This window comes from Paenibacillus rhizoplanae (genome assembly GCF_042684125.1).
Lineage (GTDB): Bacteria > Bacillota > Bacilli > Paenibacillales > Paenibacillaceae > Paenibacillus_AQ > Paenibacillus_AQ rhizoplanae.
This window is the reverse complement of the sequence record NZ_JBHUKY010000058.1, coordinates 50640-67359: the sequence shown is the minus strand read 5'-3', so window position 1 is coordinate 67359 and position 16720 is coordinate 50640. Positions and strand designations below refer to the sequence as shown.

Annotated in this window: 15 protein-coding genes and 1 tRNA gene; 10 read left to right on the top strand and 6 right to left on the bottom strand. The window is 55.5% G+C overall.

What is annotated here, in order from left to right:
* Positions 1–206 precede the first annotated feature (206 nt).
* Positions 207–512, bottom strand: coding sequence for a hypothetical protein (locus tag ACFSX3_RS25005; protein ID WP_209993533.1), 306 nt, complete (start codon positions 510–512; stop codon positions 207–209).
* Positions 513–705: 193 nt separating this feature from the next.
* Between ACFSX3_RS25005 and ACFSX3_RS25000 the strand changes: the two genes are divergently transcribed.
* Positions 706–1065, top strand: a complete 360-nt coding sequence (locus tag ACFSX3_RS25000; protein WP_209993534.1) for a hypothetical protein — start codon at positions 706–708, stop codon at positions 1063–1065.
* 126 nt (positions 1066–1191) lie between these two features.
* Here ACFSX3_RS25000 and ACFSX3_RS24995 read toward each other — a convergent pair whose 3' ends face one another.
* The 4 genes from ACFSX3_RS24995 to ACFSX3_RS24980 form a co-directional block, all read right to left on the bottom strand.
* Positions 1192–4536: a DEAD/DEAH box helicase gene (locus ACFSX3_RS24995; RefSeq protein ID WP_379255321.1), complete on the bottom strand. Its 3345-nt coding sequence runs from the start codon at positions 4534–4536 to the stop codon at positions 1192–1194.
* Between the two features lie 65 nt (positions 4537–4601).
* The gene (locus ACFSX3_RS24990; RefSeq protein ID WP_209993535.1) at positions 4602–5288 is read right to left on the bottom strand and encodes a TetR/AcrR family transcriptional regulator; all 687 of its coding nucleotides are present in this window, start codon (positions 5286–5288) and stop codon (positions 4602–4604) included.
* 57 nt (positions 5289–5345) lie between these two features.
* Entirely contained in the window at positions 5346–6383 is a 1038-nt protein-coding gene (locus ACFSX3_RS24985; RefSeq protein WP_209993536.1) for an ABC transporter permease, read from the bottom strand.
* Complete coding sequence (locus ACFSX3_RS24980; RefSeq protein ID WP_209993537.1) at positions 6380–7111, bottom strand: ABC transporter ATP-binding protein; 732 nt, start codon at positions 7109–7111, stop codon at positions 6380–6382. The genes ACFSX3_RS24985 and ACFSX3_RS24980 overlap by 4 nt, the downstream gene beginning before the upstream one ends.
* 184 nt (positions 7112–7295) lie before the next feature.
* Between ACFSX3_RS24980 and ACFSX3_RS24975 the strand changes: the two genes are divergently transcribed.
* The 8 genes from ACFSX3_RS24975 (at position 7296) to ACFSX3_RS24940 (ending at position 14875) form a co-directional block, all read left to right on the top strand.
* Entirely contained in the window at positions 7296–7739 is a 444-nt protein-coding gene (locus tag ACFSX3_RS24975; RefSeq protein ID WP_209993538.1) for a hypothetical protein, read from the top strand.
* A gap of 171 nt (positions 7740–7910) precedes the next feature.
* The gene (locus ACFSX3_RS24970; RefSeq protein ID WP_209993539.1) at positions 7911–9347 is read left to right on the top strand and encodes a stalk domain-containing protein; all 1437 of its coding nucleotides are present in this window, start codon (positions 7911–7913) and stop codon (positions 9345–9347) included.
* 44 nt (positions 9348–9391) lie between these two features.
* Positions 9392–10255: a phosphate ABC transporter substrate-binding protein gene (locus ACFSX3_RS24965; protein WP_209993540.1), complete on the top strand. Its 864-nt coding sequence runs from the start codon at positions 9392–9394 to the stop codon at positions 10253–10255.
* A gap of 90 nt (positions 10256–10345) precedes the next feature.
* Positions 10346–11290: a phosphate ABC transporter permease subunit PstC gene (pstC, locus tag ACFSX3_RS24960; protein WP_209993541.1), complete on the top strand. Its 945-nt coding sequence runs from the start codon at positions 10346–10348 to the stop codon at positions 11288–11290.
* Positions 11290–12171, top strand: coding sequence for a phosphate ABC transporter permease PstA (gene pstA / locus ACFSX3_RS24955; RefSeq protein ID WP_209993542.1), 882 nt, complete (start codon positions 11290–11292; stop codon positions 12169–12171). Before pstC ends, pstA begins: the two co-directional genes overlap by 1 nt.
* Positions 12172–12399: 228 nt before the next feature.
* Complete coding sequence (locus ACFSX3_RS24950; protein WP_209993543.1) at positions 12400–13206, top strand: RQC-minor-1 family DNA-binding protein; 807 nt, start codon at positions 12400–12402, stop codon at positions 13204–13206.
* Complete coding sequence (locus ACFSX3_RS24945) at positions 13199–13624, top strand: hypothetical protein (RefSeq protein ID WP_209993544.1); 426 nt, start codon at positions 13199–13201, stop codon at positions 13622–13624. Before ACFSX3_RS24950 ends, ACFSX3_RS24945 begins: the two co-directional genes overlap by 8 nt.
* 18 nt (positions 13625–13642) lie before the next feature.
* On the top strand, positions 13643–14875 hold the full coding sequence (locus ACFSX3_RS24940) for an SEC-C metal-binding domain-containing protein (RefSeq protein ID WP_379255332.1): 1233 nt from the start codon (positions 13643–13645) through the stop codon (positions 14873–14875).
* Between the two features lie 688 nt (positions 14876–15563).
* Here the strand turns inward: ACFSX3_RS24940 and ACFSX3_RS24935 are convergent.
* Positions 15564–15637, bottom strand: a tRNA-Arg gene (locus tag ACFSX3_RS24935).
* A 153-nt stretch (positions 15638–15790) separates the two neighbouring features.
* Here ACFSX3_RS24935 and ACFSX3_RS24930 point away from each other — a divergent pair.
* Positions 15791–16720: a hypothetical protein gene (locus ACFSX3_RS24930; RefSeq protein ID WP_209993545.1), complete on the top strand. Its 930-nt coding sequence runs from the start codon at positions 15791–15793 to the stop codon at positions 16718–16720.

Below are 16720 nucleotides of genomic sequence, written 5' to 3'. Positions count from 1 at the left end.
TGGAAGAAAGCAAGAGCAGATTAGCGTGCAGCAGGAGTCCTCCGGTTAAGAATTACACATCACTAGGCGCCCCTGTCAGATTCTTGATGTCCGTTGAACCGTAAATCAGCAGCATAATTACAATGACCAGCAGGAGTCCGCCGGCAAATCCTTCTCCGTCAAAACTGTCCATAGCCCCGTTCCCTCACTTTCACTTCCGTATGTGTTCAGGTGTTTTCGGCTTTCTTTTTCAAAGCGGTCATGATCTCGTTCAGCGTCAGGCTGCTGTTGTCATCGAGGAAGCTGACCAGTTTATCGACGTTGTCACTGCTTAGCTCGCTTAAGGTTTTATATTTGCCGACCAGACTGACGAACATCGACGCGTCCGTGTACATCTGGATAGAGTCTACTTTCAGCTTGCCGGTCAACAGAAGGGCAGCTACGGCAAATTCAAGCCCTTTTGGCGTTTGGGTTTTGGAGCTGGGCGGCGTTTTTTTGGCGGCGGGCTTCTTTCCTTTTCCTGGAGGGGGCATGGGAGTCCCTTCTTCCGTTCGGCGTTCGTCTGCAGAAAGCGCGGCCCATGGGCAGTCTTTCCTTATTCAAAGGATATGCGTGCCTGCGGTCATTGGTGATTAGGCTCAGGCCTGTGTCCACACCGTTATAGGAAAGTCCGAATATGAATATATCGTACTTTGACACTAGAACTTCAAGGGAGGACGATACAGGATGGCGATTTTATCAACAGGACCGATAGAGAACAATGCCGTTTCGGGAGTCAGACCTACGCAGACGGTGACGGTAAGAATAGTGAAGCGGAGTGCCCCGGGCAGCGCTACTATTAGTATTCAAGGGTATGTGCTGGGCACCACCAGAACGCTGTATGTCAGTGAGGTGATTGAGGTTGCTTCGAATCAAGTGGTAACCCGGGATTTTTTTGCCGATCTGAATGCCTATGAATTTGTGTTCATCACTGGAGAAGTAGACGAAGATGAGCTCGGAATATCCGTGTGGGGCAAGACATCAACCGGCCAGCTGGTGAATGCACACCGTGTAGTGACGCATGAGAAATTAAGCTCAGACGTATAGAGGGTTAGGGTATTATTCTGGACTTGCCAGTTGTAAAATGAAACAGGGACCTTTCAGAGCTACTCGCTCAGAAGGTCCCTGTTTAGATTTGCTAGAGCAGAGGGGGGCTACACCAGGTTGTTCAACTCAGATGGAGAGGATCTCACGGATATCCTGCTCGCTCAGGCTCGACAACGCCTCCTGCCCCGGCTGGATCACCTCGTCAATCAGGTTTTTCTTTTTCTGCTGCAGCTCGTACATTTTATCCTCCACCGTACCCTGGGCTACCAGGCGGATGACCTGGACGATCTTTTTCTGCCCGATCCGGTGGGCGCGGTCGGCGGCCTGCTGTTCAACCGCAGGGTTCCACCACAGGTCATAGAGAATGACCGTGTCAGCGCCGGTCAGGTTGAGGCCGGTGCCGCCTGCCTTCAGCGAGATCAGGAACAGGTCGCGCTCGCCTTCATTGAAGCGGCTGCACAGCTCAACCCGCTGGGAGGCCGGGGTCTGTCCGTCCAGATAGAAATGCGGAATCCCGAGCAGCGCCAGCTCGCGCCCGATCATGCCAAGCATCTGCGTGAACTGCGAGAAGATCAGCATCCGCTTGCCGGAGCTGCGGCATTCGTCGATGATCTCCAGCAGCTGCTCGAATTTGCCGGAGCCCCCGGTATATCCGTCTACGAACAGGGCCGGATGGCAGCACAGCTGGCGCAGCCGGGTCAGTCCGGCCAGCACCTTGATCCGGCCATTGCCGAAGCTGTCGCTGTCCAGATGCTTGAGCGCTTCTTTGCGCAGCCGGGCCAGGTAGGCGACATAGAGCCGTTTCTGCTCCGGCAGCAGTTCGGAGGCCTGGATGGACTCGATTTTGTCCGGCAGCTCCTTCAGCACATCGCTCTTCAGGCGGCGCAGCAGGAAGGGGCGGGCGCGTCTGGCGACCGTCTCCCGGGGCAGGTCATGGAAGGCCTTCTTCCCGGGGAACAAGCCGGGGAAGACGACGCTGAAGATCGACCACAGGTCCTCCAGCGCATTCTCCACCGGTGTACCCGTCAGCGCAAAGCGGTAGCGGGTCTGAAGCAGTCTGACCGCCTGTGAAGTCATAGTCTCATGATTCTTGATCATCTGTGCTTCATCCAGAATGAGCGTGTGGAACGACCGCTTGGCATACTCGTCCACATCTCTGCGCAGCAGCGGGTAAGAAGTAATAATGACATCATGCCCGGCCGTGTTCCGCACGGTCCGGCTGCGCTCACCGGCGGTGCCGTCGGCAATGACCGCCTGAATCTCCGGGGCGAAGCGCTTCAGCTCGTTAAGCCAGTTATAGAGCAGGGAGGCAGGCGCTACAATAAGTGCAGGCACGCCGCTCTGCCGGATGTCTTCCAGCATAGAGAGCAGGAAGGTGATGCTCTGCAGTGTTTTGCCGAGGCCCATATCGTCCGCCAGAATCCCGCCGAAGCGGTAATGGGCCAGCGTCCTCATCCACTGGAAGCCGTACTGCTGATAATCCCGCAGCACAGAAGCGAGACTCTCGGGTACAGGGAAGTCCAGATTCTCGGGACTCGCCATATTAGCCAACAGCCGCCGGAAGGAGCGGCCGGTCTGGATGTTCTCTCCCTGGACGGTGCCCGCATGGAGATGGAGGGCGCGGACCAGCGGCAGGGAGAACTCCGTACTTCGGATATCCACGCTGCGGACGCCCAGCTCGTTCATCAGCGCGACAATTTCCTGGAACTCTGCGGTATCCAGCGGGAGCAGGGCTCCGTCCTTGAGCCGGTGGTATTTACGCTTTTCCTGGAGAGATTTCAGGACCTCTGTAATATCCTTCTCCGTGATGCCCTCCATGGCGAACTTGAAGTCCAGCCAGTCGGTCTTCTCGTTCCAGCTCAGGCTGACCTTGGGCGCAGCATGCTCCGTAAGCACCCGATCCTTGACCGCAGTGGTCGCATAGACCTGAAGCAGCGGTTCCAAGAGCGGGATGGTATGGTGCAGGAAGTCGAATTCCCCGTCCTCGTCACGCATGATATATCCGCTCTCCGTCCGCGAGAAGGACTCATGCGCCATCAGGTCCAGAATCCGCCGCTCCGCTTCCCCGTCCCGCATCAGAATGACCTCGCTGCTCCGCTCATGCGCCTTCTCCTCGAGCGGGTTGATCACAATCCCGCCGTACTGGAATTCCAGCCCGGCCAGCAGCCGGTCCCTCACCCGGTCCAGGTATAGCCTGGCGTGGAGCTGGGTCTGGACGATGCGGTCTGCTATAGCGCCCGTAATGCTTACCCTGCCAAGCTTCTTCAGCCCGGGAATGACCGTTTCCATGAAAGGCTCCATCTGCTCGGGCGCAATCGCCAGGCTGTCCCGCCGGCTGCCGCTGAGCATCCGCTTCAGCTCGGAGAGACGCCCGCATTCCTGCGCCGGGAGCTTCAGCAGCCTGCCTTCAGTCAAGACCAGCCCGTAGCTCTCCAGAATCGTAAGCTGCTCAAGCCCCCGGACATCCAGCCGGTAGCCTTCCTCCTGTGCCTGGTCGAACTGGAAGCTAAGTGGCAGCGGCTCCTCCGAGAGGGACAAGCGCTCAAGCAGAAGCTCTCCATGTTGAAGGCGTACAGCAGGCGCTGCTTCTAGTGTGGGATACAGACTCTCCCAGAAAAAAGGGGTCACCGGCAGCAGCCGGTCATTTCCCGGAAGGCTGGAGCCGGTAGCATACGGATTGTTGAGTCTGTTGTAGACCTTCTCATTCTGCATGATCTCAATCAGCTTCAGCAGGACCTCATTATCTTCCTTAGAGAAGCTGTGCAGGGCGGGATCATAGCTGAAATGCGCTGTGAACTCAAAAGGCTCGCCCCGGTGAACCTGCTCCAGAAAAGGTCTGATCTTCTGCGCGATATAGAGGCGCTTAGGACCCAGCTTCATTTCAATTCCAAGCATCGTGCTGCTGTAGCCGATGGTGAAGGGCCGGCAGATGAACTCGACCTGGAGCGGTGTCCGCAGATCGATATACGTGCCTGCACCGCTTGGCCGCTGCCGCCCTCCGGTGAATATTCCGAGCATGCTGCTCACCAGCTGGCGGTCTCCGCTGCGCTCCCTGTGCTCTGCCCCGGAGGGGCCGGGGCTGCCTTGCGCCAGCGGCGGACTGCCAGCCCTTGTAGGGTAAGCCTCCTCCGCATCTGCCTGCATATCCTCAGCCGGTTCAGCTCCAGCAGCCCGGCTGCGGTAGAGGACCATCACCAGCGCCGCCGCAATATGCTTGCAGAAGGGTCCGCCGTGATAGTACGCCGGGCACGTGCATTCTCCCTGCACATCCCCGTCGCTGTCGATAAGCAGCGCAATCTCATGGCTCTCCAGCCCATGAACCTCAGCGCGGTATTTGGAATATTCGTCTTCCTCGGTATGCTCTGTATAGACAAGGTCCACCTTATGGGCATGATAATAAGCCATCCCCTGATCAAAAGCGGCATTGCCGCACAGCAGCTTAATTACCCGCTCCGGCACCTGAAAACCCACGTATACTCACTTCCTTTTATTGCTTCTGTCTAAGCCATACCTCGGCATTATGCCGTGCCTTAAGATTATCCATTCCCGCCGATCCCGTGCAGGATGAAGCTTACGGTCTGTTCAATCTCTGCCTCATCGTCCCAGTCCTGCTCCGGCATCAGCAGCAGCCGGACCAGCAGGTAGCCGACAATCGCTGAGATCGTGAAGCGGATGATCGCAGGAGTAGGCGCGTCAATCACCTCGCCTTGCGCCTTGAAGTGCTCGGTGATTGTAGTTACACGCTCCAGAACCTGCTCGAAAATATTCTCGGTCAGCTGCTCCTTCAGCGCAGGCTGGAAGGGGATCTCCTGAATGAGAATTTTGACGATTTTCAGATTCCTGCGGACGAACTCCAGCCGGTTCAGCATGAAGGCCTTGAGAAAGGCTTCGTAGCTCTCGAACGGCACATCCAGCACACCGCTGAAGTTGCGCAGCACGAACGGGGCAATCATCCGGCTCATGGTAGGGACCACGATGGCGAGCAGCAGCTCTTTTTTGGTCCGGTAATAACGGAAGATCGTGCCTTCGGCCACGCCGGCCTTCTGGGCAATCTCACTGGTGGCGGCTGCCGAGAACCCCTTCTCTGCAAAAACATCAATCGCCGCCCGCAGAATGGACAGCTGCTTGGGCGTGACCTGCTCCTTCTCGCTGAGGTCCAGCAGCTCCTGGACCCACTGGTCTTGCTCCAGCTGCCCCTGATCGGCAGCAGGGTTATTCTCCATCAATAGAACCTCCAGACTCTTGCAGTTCCTCCTAGTGTACCATAGCCCGTTCACCCTTTACATTCTGCGGTGCTTGCGCAGAGCCAGCACATTCAGCAGCATGAACAGCAGGGAGAAGGCGATCAGCATGAACACATCCCCGGCGATATCACTCCAGCCTCTGCCGCGTACCATGATATCCATCAGTGCCTGTGAGCCGTAATACATGGGAGTGGCGAGTCCAATGCGCTGGAGCCAGAGCGGCAGGGTATCCAGCGGAAACAATCCGCTCAGGAAGATCTGCGGCACAATGACCAGGGGGATGAACTGGATCATCTGCAGCTCATTGGCGGCGAATGCCGAGAGCAGGGTGCCGAGCGTCAGCGCCGACATCGACAGCAGCAGCGTCATCAGCAGCACGTAGCCGAAGCTGCCCGTCATCATAATCCCCAGCACCTGGATGGAGAACCAGGAGATCAGCAGGGCCTGGAAGACGGTGAAGATGCCGAAGCCGCAGACATATCCGGTGACGATCTCCCAGCGCTTCAGCGGGGTGGAGAGCAGACGCTCCAGCGTGCCCGTGGTCCGTTCGCGCAGGAAGGAGACACCGGCAATCAGGAAGACGAAAAAGAAGACAAACACCCCGATCATAATCGGCCCAAAGCGGTCAATCGTCTTCATATCCTCCGCGCCGTAGAGGTAGCTGATCTGCGGCTGGAGCTGCCCGCCGCCTGGCGCTTGCGGCCGGAGGCTCTGCGCAGCTTCCTGGAGCGCCATGATCACAGCGCGGTTAGCCGCCGGATTGCTGCCTTCAAGGACAACAGCGGGAGCGTCTCCCTTCATGGTAAGGAGAGCATCGATGTCGCCCGCCTTCAGGGCGGCCTGCCCGGAAGCTTCATCGGCATAGCCGGTAACCTCAGCCTGCTGGGCTTCCAGCGCTGAACTGAACACTGCCGCGCCGCCGGAGACGCCGATCTTCGGCTCATAAGCATCGCTGCCGAACACCAGGCTCATGAGGCTAAGCACCAGCAGGGGAGCGATGAACATCAGCGCCATGGTTCTCCGGTCATGGATGAACTGCTGCAGAATTCTCAGGGTAATCGCCCGGATTCTCATCGGCGTACACCTCCATAGTAGAGGAAGGCTTCCTCAATGCTGGCAGTGCCGGTAGCCTGAAGCAGTCCGGCCGGAGTATCGGCCGCCAGCAGTACACCGTCCCGGATCATCGCCAGCCGGTCACATTTCTCCGCCTCATCCATCACATGTGTGGTCAGGACAATCGTTGTTCCCTTGCGGTTCAGCGCCTTCAGCTCCTTCCAGATGGACTGGCGCAGCACCGGATCGATGCCGACGGTCGGTTCATCCAGCAGCAGCAGCGGCGGCTCGTGCAGCAGGGCAATCGCCAGGGACAGGCGGCGCTTCATGCCGCCGGAGTATTGGTCCACCCGTTTGCGGAGATGCTCCTGCAGGTTCACCAGCTCCATCACATCCCCGATCCGCCGCGTGCGGTTGCCGCCCTTCAGTCCATAGAGAGCGGCGAAGAACTCCAGATTCTCCTTGGCGCTAAGCTCGGTATACAAGGCATCCGACTGGGCCATATACCCGATTTGCTGTAGCATGGCAAGCTTCGGCATCCGCACACCCAGCACGGTGACCTCACCGGAGGTTACCTCGTCTATGCCCGTAAGCAGCTTGACCAGCGTGGTTTTGCCGGAACCGGATGGCCCCAGAATCCCGAAGGTCTCTGCCTGATTCACCTGTAGCGTAATATCCTTTAACACGGTTTTATTGCCAAAAGCCCGGTTCACATGAGTAACCGCAATGACAGGCTTTCCCTGATCCATGACAATCTCCTCCATCCGTCCGAATAATGAGTGAGCGCTCACTCATTATATTAATGATTCCTTGTTCAAAAGTAAATAAAATTGTAAGGATTATCCGTTACTCCCACCCTTCATCCGGGTAATAAAGAGGACATCCTATGTTTACCGGCATCCTGCAACCCAATTCACTAAAGGCGGTGGAATTATGGCTGGACATAAGCTGCTCCTTCCTCTAGGCGTGCTGCTGGCTGCGGCTGGACTTAGCGGCTGCGGCGATGCGGACAAGTCGGCTGGTGGCGGACGGTTTCATACCTTGGCAGACGAGAAGACTGAGGCAAGGCAATATCTGCCGGAGGACCTGCCGATTCCCGAAGGGGCAGGCATTACTTTTACCCAAGGTGAACAATCAGAGGGGAAGAAATCCTCCATGCTGATCTATCAGACGAAGGAGAGTATGGCCGCTCTTGGAACTACATATCAGAAGTATGTAAGAGAGAAGGAGCTGGAACGCGGGACAGAGATTGTGGACAGCCGCAACCTGCTGATTAACGGTAAAGTGAACGGCTCCTATTCGTATTCTATTATTGGCAGCCCCTCGGATTCAGAGCGCGGCGGGAACGAGATTATCGTGACATGGATTATGAATTAACACAGGGTTTACAATAGGCCGGTCCGGGAAGATTCCCGGGCGGGTCTTCTTTAGTTTGGGCTTGTAATTATTTGTACAGTTAATATTTCCATAACATTCCTCCGCAACAGAATTGACACTCGTAGACGAAAATAACATTAGCAGTTACCTATAGGAAAAGGGTGAATCTAATTGAAGAATAGTAAATGGATCGGCGCGGCTCTGGCTTCCTCACTTCTCATAACAGGGGGAGCTGTTAGCGTTCTGGCTACAAGCAGCCATGTAAGTGCAGCAGCCGTGAAGACAGCCACAGCCGTAGAGGGCAGCATGACCTGGAGCATCAACGGTACGCCGGTTGCACTCAGCACCATCAACAGCGGCGGGTACAAGCTCTATTCATTAAGCCAGGTAGCCGCAGAGCTGGGAGCAGGACTTGTGCACGGCAGCAGCGGAATCCAGCTCAATGACAGCAAAGGTCTACATAGTGTACAGATCCAGGCTGGTGTGAAGAGCTATCAGGTGGATGGCGAAACCCTGGAATTCACAGTGGCCCCGGTTGTGCGTAACAGCAAAACGTATGTGGAGCTGACGAAGCTGGTTACGGCGCTTGGCGGTGAGCTTGCGGCCGATGACCATACGATCCTGAGCTTCGCCCGGCCCGCCGGTTCATTTGACACCCTTCACTGGAGCGCTGACGGTGGCCTGATTGCGAATCAGAGCGACGCTGAATCCACCCTGCTCTATAAATTTACCCAAACTCCAGGCAACTATGATCTGTTCTCTTCCAGCGAAGGTGCGGTGGATTTCGCAGTCTCTGCCGACCAGCAGTGGGGCGCATTCAGCGATGAGACCGGCCAGCTGAAGCTGATCAACCTGTCCACCGGTCTAATCAGTTCGCTCGGCAAGGACACCAGCGTGAAGACAGATATCGTGTGGTCCAGTGACGGCAAGACGCTCTATTTTGTCCAGGGCGACAAGCAGGAGAAGCTGGCACAGATTTCAGTAGAGACCGGAGAGGTCAAGGCTCTGCTCGAAGATAAAGTAGAGAACAAATCGGAGCTTCGGATATCGGCAGACGGCAAAAGCGCAGTGTACATTGTCAACATCACAGGTACCGCGAAGAATGATGCCGACAGCACAGAAGATTCACTAACCGTAGACTTCAGCAAGGCCGGAGAACAGCTCTATAAGCTGGATATTACCACCAAAGGTGCTAAGCCAGTAGCCTTGACTACTACACCAGACAACAAGCTGTATCCTGAGATTCTGGCAAACGGCAGCGTGTCCTACCTGAGCGCGGATGCGGACGGCAATGCCGCTAACACGCTGAAGCTGATTACAGCAGACGGTAAAAGCACAGATGTTGCCCTCGGTGCAGAGGCGAACTGGTCCACAGGGGTTAGCACGGGCCTCGTTGTCTCCGGAACTACAACGGACGGCAGCACGGTAATCTACTCTATTGCAGGCAGCGCAGCTCCGGTTGAACTGTACCGGACAGCCGAAGATGTATCGGAAGTAGCGGTATCGGCAGACGGCAGCAAGCTGGGGATCATCAGCGACGGCAAGGTACTGGTCATTCAGAACGGCAAAGCACTGCAACTGTCAGGCTCACCGGAAGCTGTTAATTAAACACAACATTTATCGGCGCACACCGCCGGGAGGAGAATTCAGACATGAAGATGTTCAAAAAATTCACAGTTACAGCACTCACCGCAGTTATCGCGGTTACCGCATCCTTTGCAGGGGTAGCCGCAGCAGCGGACAGCCTCAAGGGTAAAATCACCGTTAACGGTTCTACGGCTCTGCTTCCGCTGACGCTGCAGGCGGCCAAAGAATTCCAGAAGCTTCACCCTAAAGTGAAGATCGCCGCTTCCGGCAAGGGCTCCGTGACCGGACCGCAGGCCGTGAAGAAAGGCATTGCCGATATCGGAGCCTGCGACTGGGATGCCAGCATTGATGTTCCGGGCTTCAAGGCCTTTGACGGCCAGGTGGCGAATAAGGTCGCTGTGATTCCTTTTGCAACCATCGTTAATAAGAATGTCGGAGTAGACAACCTGACTACAGAGCAGCTCAAAGGCATCTACGCCGGGAAAATCACGAACTGGAAAGAGGTCGGCGGATCGGATGCGAACATCGTAGTGATCACCCGTGCCTTCGGCTCCGGGACCCGCGTGAACTATCAGGCCAAGGCGCTGGGCGGCGGAGACATCGTGAAGAAAGAGAAGAACTACAAGGAAACCGGCTCCAGCGGCGACATGAAAACAGCTGTAGGTACAACGCCTAACGCTATTGGATACATCGACCTTGTCTATGTAACCGGCGGCGATATCAAGGCTGTGAAGTTCAACGGTGTAGAAGCTAACACGGATAACGTAATCAACGGCTCGTACAAGATCTGGGCTTACGGCTACTATATGACAAAGGGCCAGCCGACCGGCGCGACCAAAGAATTCATCGAATATGTACAGAGCAAGAAGTTCCAGCAGGGCTCGCTCAAGAAGCTGAAGTTCATTCCAATCTCTGCTATGCAGTCCTAAGATCCTTGAACCAAGCAGGCACAATAGATTGATAGGTAACAGCGGCCAGCTCCGGGAAATACGGGGTTGGCCTCTTACAGGAGGGAAAGTATGGGGGCACCGGTTCATGGCCTGACAGCGAAGATACAGACAAGCCTAGAGGAAGTTAAACGTAACACCAAGCGGCACCGCAGACATCTGCTCGGCAACAGCATCTCCCGTTATTATTTCTTATTCAGCATCCTCGCGCTCTGTCTTGTGCTGGGACTAGTTATTGTATTCATCGGCAAAACGGCGCTGCTGCTCTTCACCCGCATCTCCCCGCAGGACTTCTTCTTCTCGTTCAACTGGACGCCGGAAGACGAGGCCTTCGGCGCCGCCGCCTTCATCGTAAATACATTGTCGCTTACCGCGCTGACCCTGGTCATTGCCGTGCCCATCTCGGTCGGGATGGCTGTGCTCTGCGCAGAGATTGCCCCGAAATGGCTGAAGAGCTTCATCCGTCCGGTGCTCGATCTGCTGGTCGGTATTCCTTCTATTGTATACGGCTATCTGGGCTTGACCGTGCTGCTGCCCTTCCTGCGCAGAGTCAGCGGAGAAGGTCTGGGAGACGGACTGCTCGCCGCCGCACTCGTGCTGGCATTAATGGTGCTGCCAACGATCTGCCGGATCAGCGATGATGCCATTGTTGCGGTGCCGCGAAAATACCGCGATGCTGCCTATGCGCTCGGCTCGACCCGCCTTCAGGTCATTATGCGTGTCGTTCTGCCCGCTGCCAGCCGGGGCATTATCTCGGCGGTGATTCTTGGCATGACCCGCGCAGTCGGAGAGACCATGGCGGTGGTGATGGTCATCGGTAATACGCCGCAGCTGGCGAAGAGCCTGTTCGCGCCCACCTCGGTGCTGACCAGTAATATCGTGATGCAGATTTCCAATGTGGAATTTGACTCCACCTGGAACTACTCGCTGCATATGATGGCCTTCCTGTTGCTGCTTATCTCGTTTGTGCTGATTCTGATTATCCGGCTCCTGGGCCGCAAACGGAGGGATGCCTGATGAACGGATTCACCCGCACACGCCATACGGCCAGAGCCCAGCGGCGTAATAAAATGGCGACCATCGGCTTCTACACGCTGGGCGTTCTGGTCATGCTGCTGGTCTTCTGGCTGCTGTTCACCATTCTGAGCAAAGGCTTGCCTTCACTCAGACCTGACTTCCTGCTCAAGCAGCCGGAGGAGATCGATCCCGGCGGCGGGATTGGTCCCGTCCTGTTCAACTCCTTCTATATCCTGTTCATCTCCCTCCTGATCTCCGTTCCGATCGGGATCGGTGCAGGGATCTATATGGCGGAGTACGCGCCGGATAATGCCTTCACGGGTGCGCTCCGCATCTGCGTGGAATCCCTGGCCTCGGTGCCGTCCATCGTGTTCGGCCTCCTGGGCCTGGCGATCTTCGCCGAGTACTTCGGCGTCGGCCTGACGATCCTCGGCGGGGGAGTCAGCCTGGCGCTGCTGAATCTGCCGATGCTGGCCCGCGTCACGGAGGAAGCGGTACGCGCGGTTCCCGGCGAGATCCGTGAAGCCGGCTATGCCCTCGGCATGACGAAGTTCCATGTCATCCGCAAGGTCGTCGTGCCGGTAGCCCTTCCGGCGATCGTCACCGGTGTCTGCCTGGTGGCCGGACGCGCCTTCGGGGAGTCGGCGGTCATTCTCCTGACCGCCGGACTCAGCACCTCCGGCGAGATGTGGGATTTCAACCTGTTCTCCCCAGGCGAGACTCTGGCTGTACATCTGTGGTATGTACAGTCTGAGGCCATTGTCGAGGATGCGCGGCAAATCGCGGATAAGTCTGCCGCCGTGCTGGTCTTTGTCGTGCTGCTGATTAACTTTATGTTCCGCTTTCCGCTGTGGCTGGGTAACCGCCGCCGGGGGCGCTGATCCTAAGAACGGAAGTATTCTTACGCTAATGAACAGGCTGCCTGCTGTGGAGGAATCCACACGGGCAGCCTGTTTGCTGTGAAATGGAGGAGTCTTTGGATTGCTCATGGAAGCTCTGAAACTTAACTCTGAGTCTCCTATCCCCCCGTCTGGATATGTTATAATTCGACTAAATAGGTGCAGGCTGGACTAGCCTGTGCCCATCCAAGGAGAAGGAGGAAGAACGCTGTGAGTACGCAGAAGAAGAGCCGCCGTAAGCCGAACCGGAAGCAGACGACCGCTTATCCATTGAACACGCCGCTGCCAAGACCGGAGTTTCTAGCCATTCTGCAGGCAGCCGATGAGATTATCGCCGCCGGAGGGCGTACGCTTTTGGCCAAGATCCTGAAGGGTTCGAAGGAGAAGAAGCTGCTTGAACTCGGCCTGGATCACACTCCCGCCTATGGCTTCTACCGCGAACTGACGATGGAGCAGACCCTGGAGAAGGTGGACGTCCTCATCGAAGCCGGGTATCTGAAGACCGAGCTGTCCGGGAAGCTTCCCCTGATCGAGTTCACCGTCTACGGCTGGACCGTCCGGCGGGAACGAAGAGCGGAGGAACTCCTGCGGGAGTGGGAGAACTGGCTGGACCAAGGGATCACGCCGGTCAGTATGGAGTATTTGAAGGACCGGAACCGGGGGATGATTCTGATGTTCCTGTTCAAAATCCTGTGTTCCGGTGCCCGGAAATACATTCCTTTTTTACAGCAATGGCAGCCCATAGAGTTCAGGAAGGTACAGGCTGAGATCAGGCAGGTAATAGCAGACCTGAATGAGCGCGAACGGCTGGTGGAGATGGAGTGGCATGAGCTGCTGCGGGAACGTGCGCAATCACTGATTGTACGTTCGCGCGATCCAGTGCTGCTGCAGTGTGCGGAATGCGGCTATCCGTATGTATTCGATCACCTTGATTTTAGCTGCTACCGGGCAGATGGCATTTATTTTCCTGAGAAGTGTCCCGATTGCCGGCATCAGGAGGAGTCCTTGCATGAATAGGCTTGAACTGCGAACGAAGGTACGCCATGTGGTCAATGAAATCGTTTCGGAGAAGGGTTTCGTAAGTCCCCTGGATGTATTCTTGAGGATCGGGAAAATCACTCCTAAGCTCGTAGAAGAGTGGCGCTTCGGAAGAGTGCCATATTTGGAACGTGTGCTTCAGGGCAATCTGTCTCAATTCAGCTTTATCATGTCGCTGCTTCGCGAGAACGCGCGGGAGCTTCATTTGAAGCCGTCTTACACCGCCTATATGAGGTGGGGCAAAGGCCCGAAGCGACCGCTCCGCTTTTCAAAGTCCGGAGATCCCAATGTTGAGAAACATTACGCTACTCATTATGTGCCGGCTAAGCAGGAGGTACCTCGAAATCCATCGTTGACTAGTGGGAATATGCAGCCGAAGGGTGAGGAAGCAACATAATAAGAGGGGGACCTGCTAATGTTCAATACCGAACAAGTAAAAAGCTTTATTCTCCATCCGGAGCCGGCTGTGAGCAATACCGCTTTGAGGTATTTTGCCGACAGTTTCTTGTATGAACACGATACTGCGCTGATGCCGCTTGTGTTACAAAAGCTGAAGCAATGCAAGGATACCGAAGAGGTTCACCTGTTTCATGCCTATAAGTTCCCGCAGACCGAGGAAACGATCCGTGAGCTGCTGGCTTGGTACCAATCTCCTTCCACCCACTATAATACAAGATTTCTGGCGCTGGGAATTTTGAAGAATTGTGATCTTCGGCTATTAGACCCGTTCATGGAGTCTGTCCAGGAAATTCCGGAATGGAAAATTAAGGTTGATCAGAAGATTCGCCTCTCAAAGATGACAGCCCAGGAGCTGTTGGACGAATTTAGCTTATTTATGGAGCAGAGTTCAGGGAAATACTGGGATGAGTTCGATAATGTGTACGGGGATGAGCTAGTGAATGAGCTGGCGCTTAGACAATGTCTGGACGCTGATACTGTGCTGGAGAAGCTGCGCGATAACGACCCGGATTCTCCGAGCTACGAAGTCCACTATCTAATCCAACTGGCAGGTCAGATGAAGCTGGAGACGGCTATCCCTGTGCTGTGCAGTTTTTTGGGTACAGATGATGATTTGCTTCCAACCACTTCCGTTGACGCGCTGGCTCAAATAGGCACAGCCGGGGTGATCAAGACGTTAACCGAGCAATATGTCTCTGCTTCACAGGAATTCTTCCGGATATTTGCTGCCGATGTATTCGGAAGAATTAAGCTGCCGGACTCCGAGGAGGCGCTGCTCGCCTTATTGCCGGAAGAACGTGATATTACCAATGCGACTAAACTGGCTGATGATCTTTGCCAACTGGGATCGGTAAAAGGACTTCCGCTCGTTGAGGCCATGGTGAAGGAAGGCTATGACGAGGGGTATTTAAATCTTATGGAATCACTGTATGCCTACTGTGTGATTTCAGATATTGCTCACCCGTCACTGCCGCAGTGGAAGAAGAAGCTTGATGCGGAAGAGGCGCGGATGGCCAAGCATAAGAAAGAAATGGACCGGATGTTTAGAACCAAAGCCCCTATAGGAACTTATAACAGACTGAACGGAACTGACAAAACGTACACAGCCCCGGCTAAAGTAGGCCGCAACGACCCCTGCTCCTGCGGAAGCGGGAAGAAGTACAAGAAATGCTGTGGTGCTAATGCTTAATGGGTGGGACTAGAGCCGGTTCATGTTGAACAAATAGAACGTAGCCACCAGCAGAGCTATCCGGACTGAGGGTACGCTATTCGTCGAAAAAACCAACTTTTCTGTCTTAAACGGACTCAGAGGACGTTAAACTGTTCATTTGAGCAGGAAATGCGAAGGAACGGGTTACTTAACGGCCCCTGAGTCCGCATGGCCCTGCGGACAGGCGGGATCCGCCCAAATAAGGGATCGTCAGTCCGCAAAGTTCGTGCATGGTTCTTATTCCTCCACTACTAAAGAGTGAGGGCGGGTCTGTGAAGTTCATTTCCCGCTCAAACAGCGGAGAGGACGGAACGATTGTGGAAAAGCGATAGCGGTCGCCTTTGTCTCCGGATTTTTACCGATTAGGGAAATAAATAAAATCTGGAGACAACAGCGATTGTAACAACGGTCCGTTCGCGCAGCGTTCACCCAAGCGACAAAAGAACATCCCGCTCAAAATAAAAGGGGGTTCTCATCCCCCGGACGACAAAACAGCCCTCCCGAAGGAAGGCTATTTCTATGACGTCCCGGAAGGGATACAGCCAAAATTCGGCTGATTGCGAAGTAGTGCTATCGAAGCGTATGCTCCAACGTCCCCGGCTGGCGCCAAGGGTTCTCATCCCCCGGACGACAAAACAGCCCTCCCGAAGGAAGGCTGTTTCTATGACGTCCCGGAAGGGATTCGAACCCCCGACCGTGCGCTTAGAAGGCGCATGCTCTATCCAACTGAGCTACCGGGACATGATGACTGGCTTAAAAGCAAGCAAAAATTATATTATCATACATAGTTAACTTTTTCAACTTGTTTTTTTGAAACCGTGCAGGGATATGCTATAATCAACAATTGATTAAGGCGCAGAAGCGATTACAGTTCGGAGAAAAGGAGGTGCCCTCATGAATCAATTCAATTCCCCGGCCAAAGAGAACATCGTGCTGTTTCCCAAGACATTGGATTACTACCAGATACAGCTCACGGTTATGCTGGAGAGTGAACGTTACGGGGAAGCGATGGAGCTGCTGCGTTTTTTGCTGCAGTGCCAGGGACAGGAAGAGCGGCACTACGAGGAATGGCAGTCGCTGCTGGATTGGCTGGTGGCAGCCTTCCCTAACGCTGCGCAGGGCGGTGACGGGGACGGTGTCCCGGATGCAGAGGAGATGGATTTGGGGGAAGAGGATATGGCCCGCATTTTGGCCAGATCCAAGCTGGAGGAGGATGCAGACTACCCGGATAAACTGCTGAAGCGGGTCATGAATGAACCGCTGTCCGAAGCGACAGTGCTGGCGCTGGAGCAGCTCTCCTACCTGGAGGGGAGCGGGGTGGACGAAGCGCTGACCGGCTGGCTCCAGCAGGCGGAGGTGCATCCGCTGCTGCAGTTCCGTACACTGCAAACCCTGCGGCGCAGAGGGGCGCAGGGGGCAATCAGGCTGAGCCGGGGCCATGAGACCGCTGAGGTGGAGATCGAGACCGTGCCGCTACAGAACGATGAGTTCCCGCCGCAGATCAGCCAGGTGCTGGAACGGGTGGCTGAGCAGGCGGAGGTGCATGAGCCGACGCTGTATTATTTTGCCCAGGAGCTCTGGGGGCAGTTCATCATGTCCATCTACGGGACGGAGGATTACCGCAAGCTGCTGGACGGAGAGTATTCGCAGCTCGATATTTGGGCGGGAGCCCTGCACCAGATGGTGTCGGAGAGCCTGAACGGGAACCGCAAAGAAGAGGAAACACGGGGCATGTATGGTATCACGGGCAGCATGCGCTTCCAATTCGAGGGGGCCTACCGTTCGCTCAGGGGATTTGTAAAGAGTTCTCTACTTGATAAATAA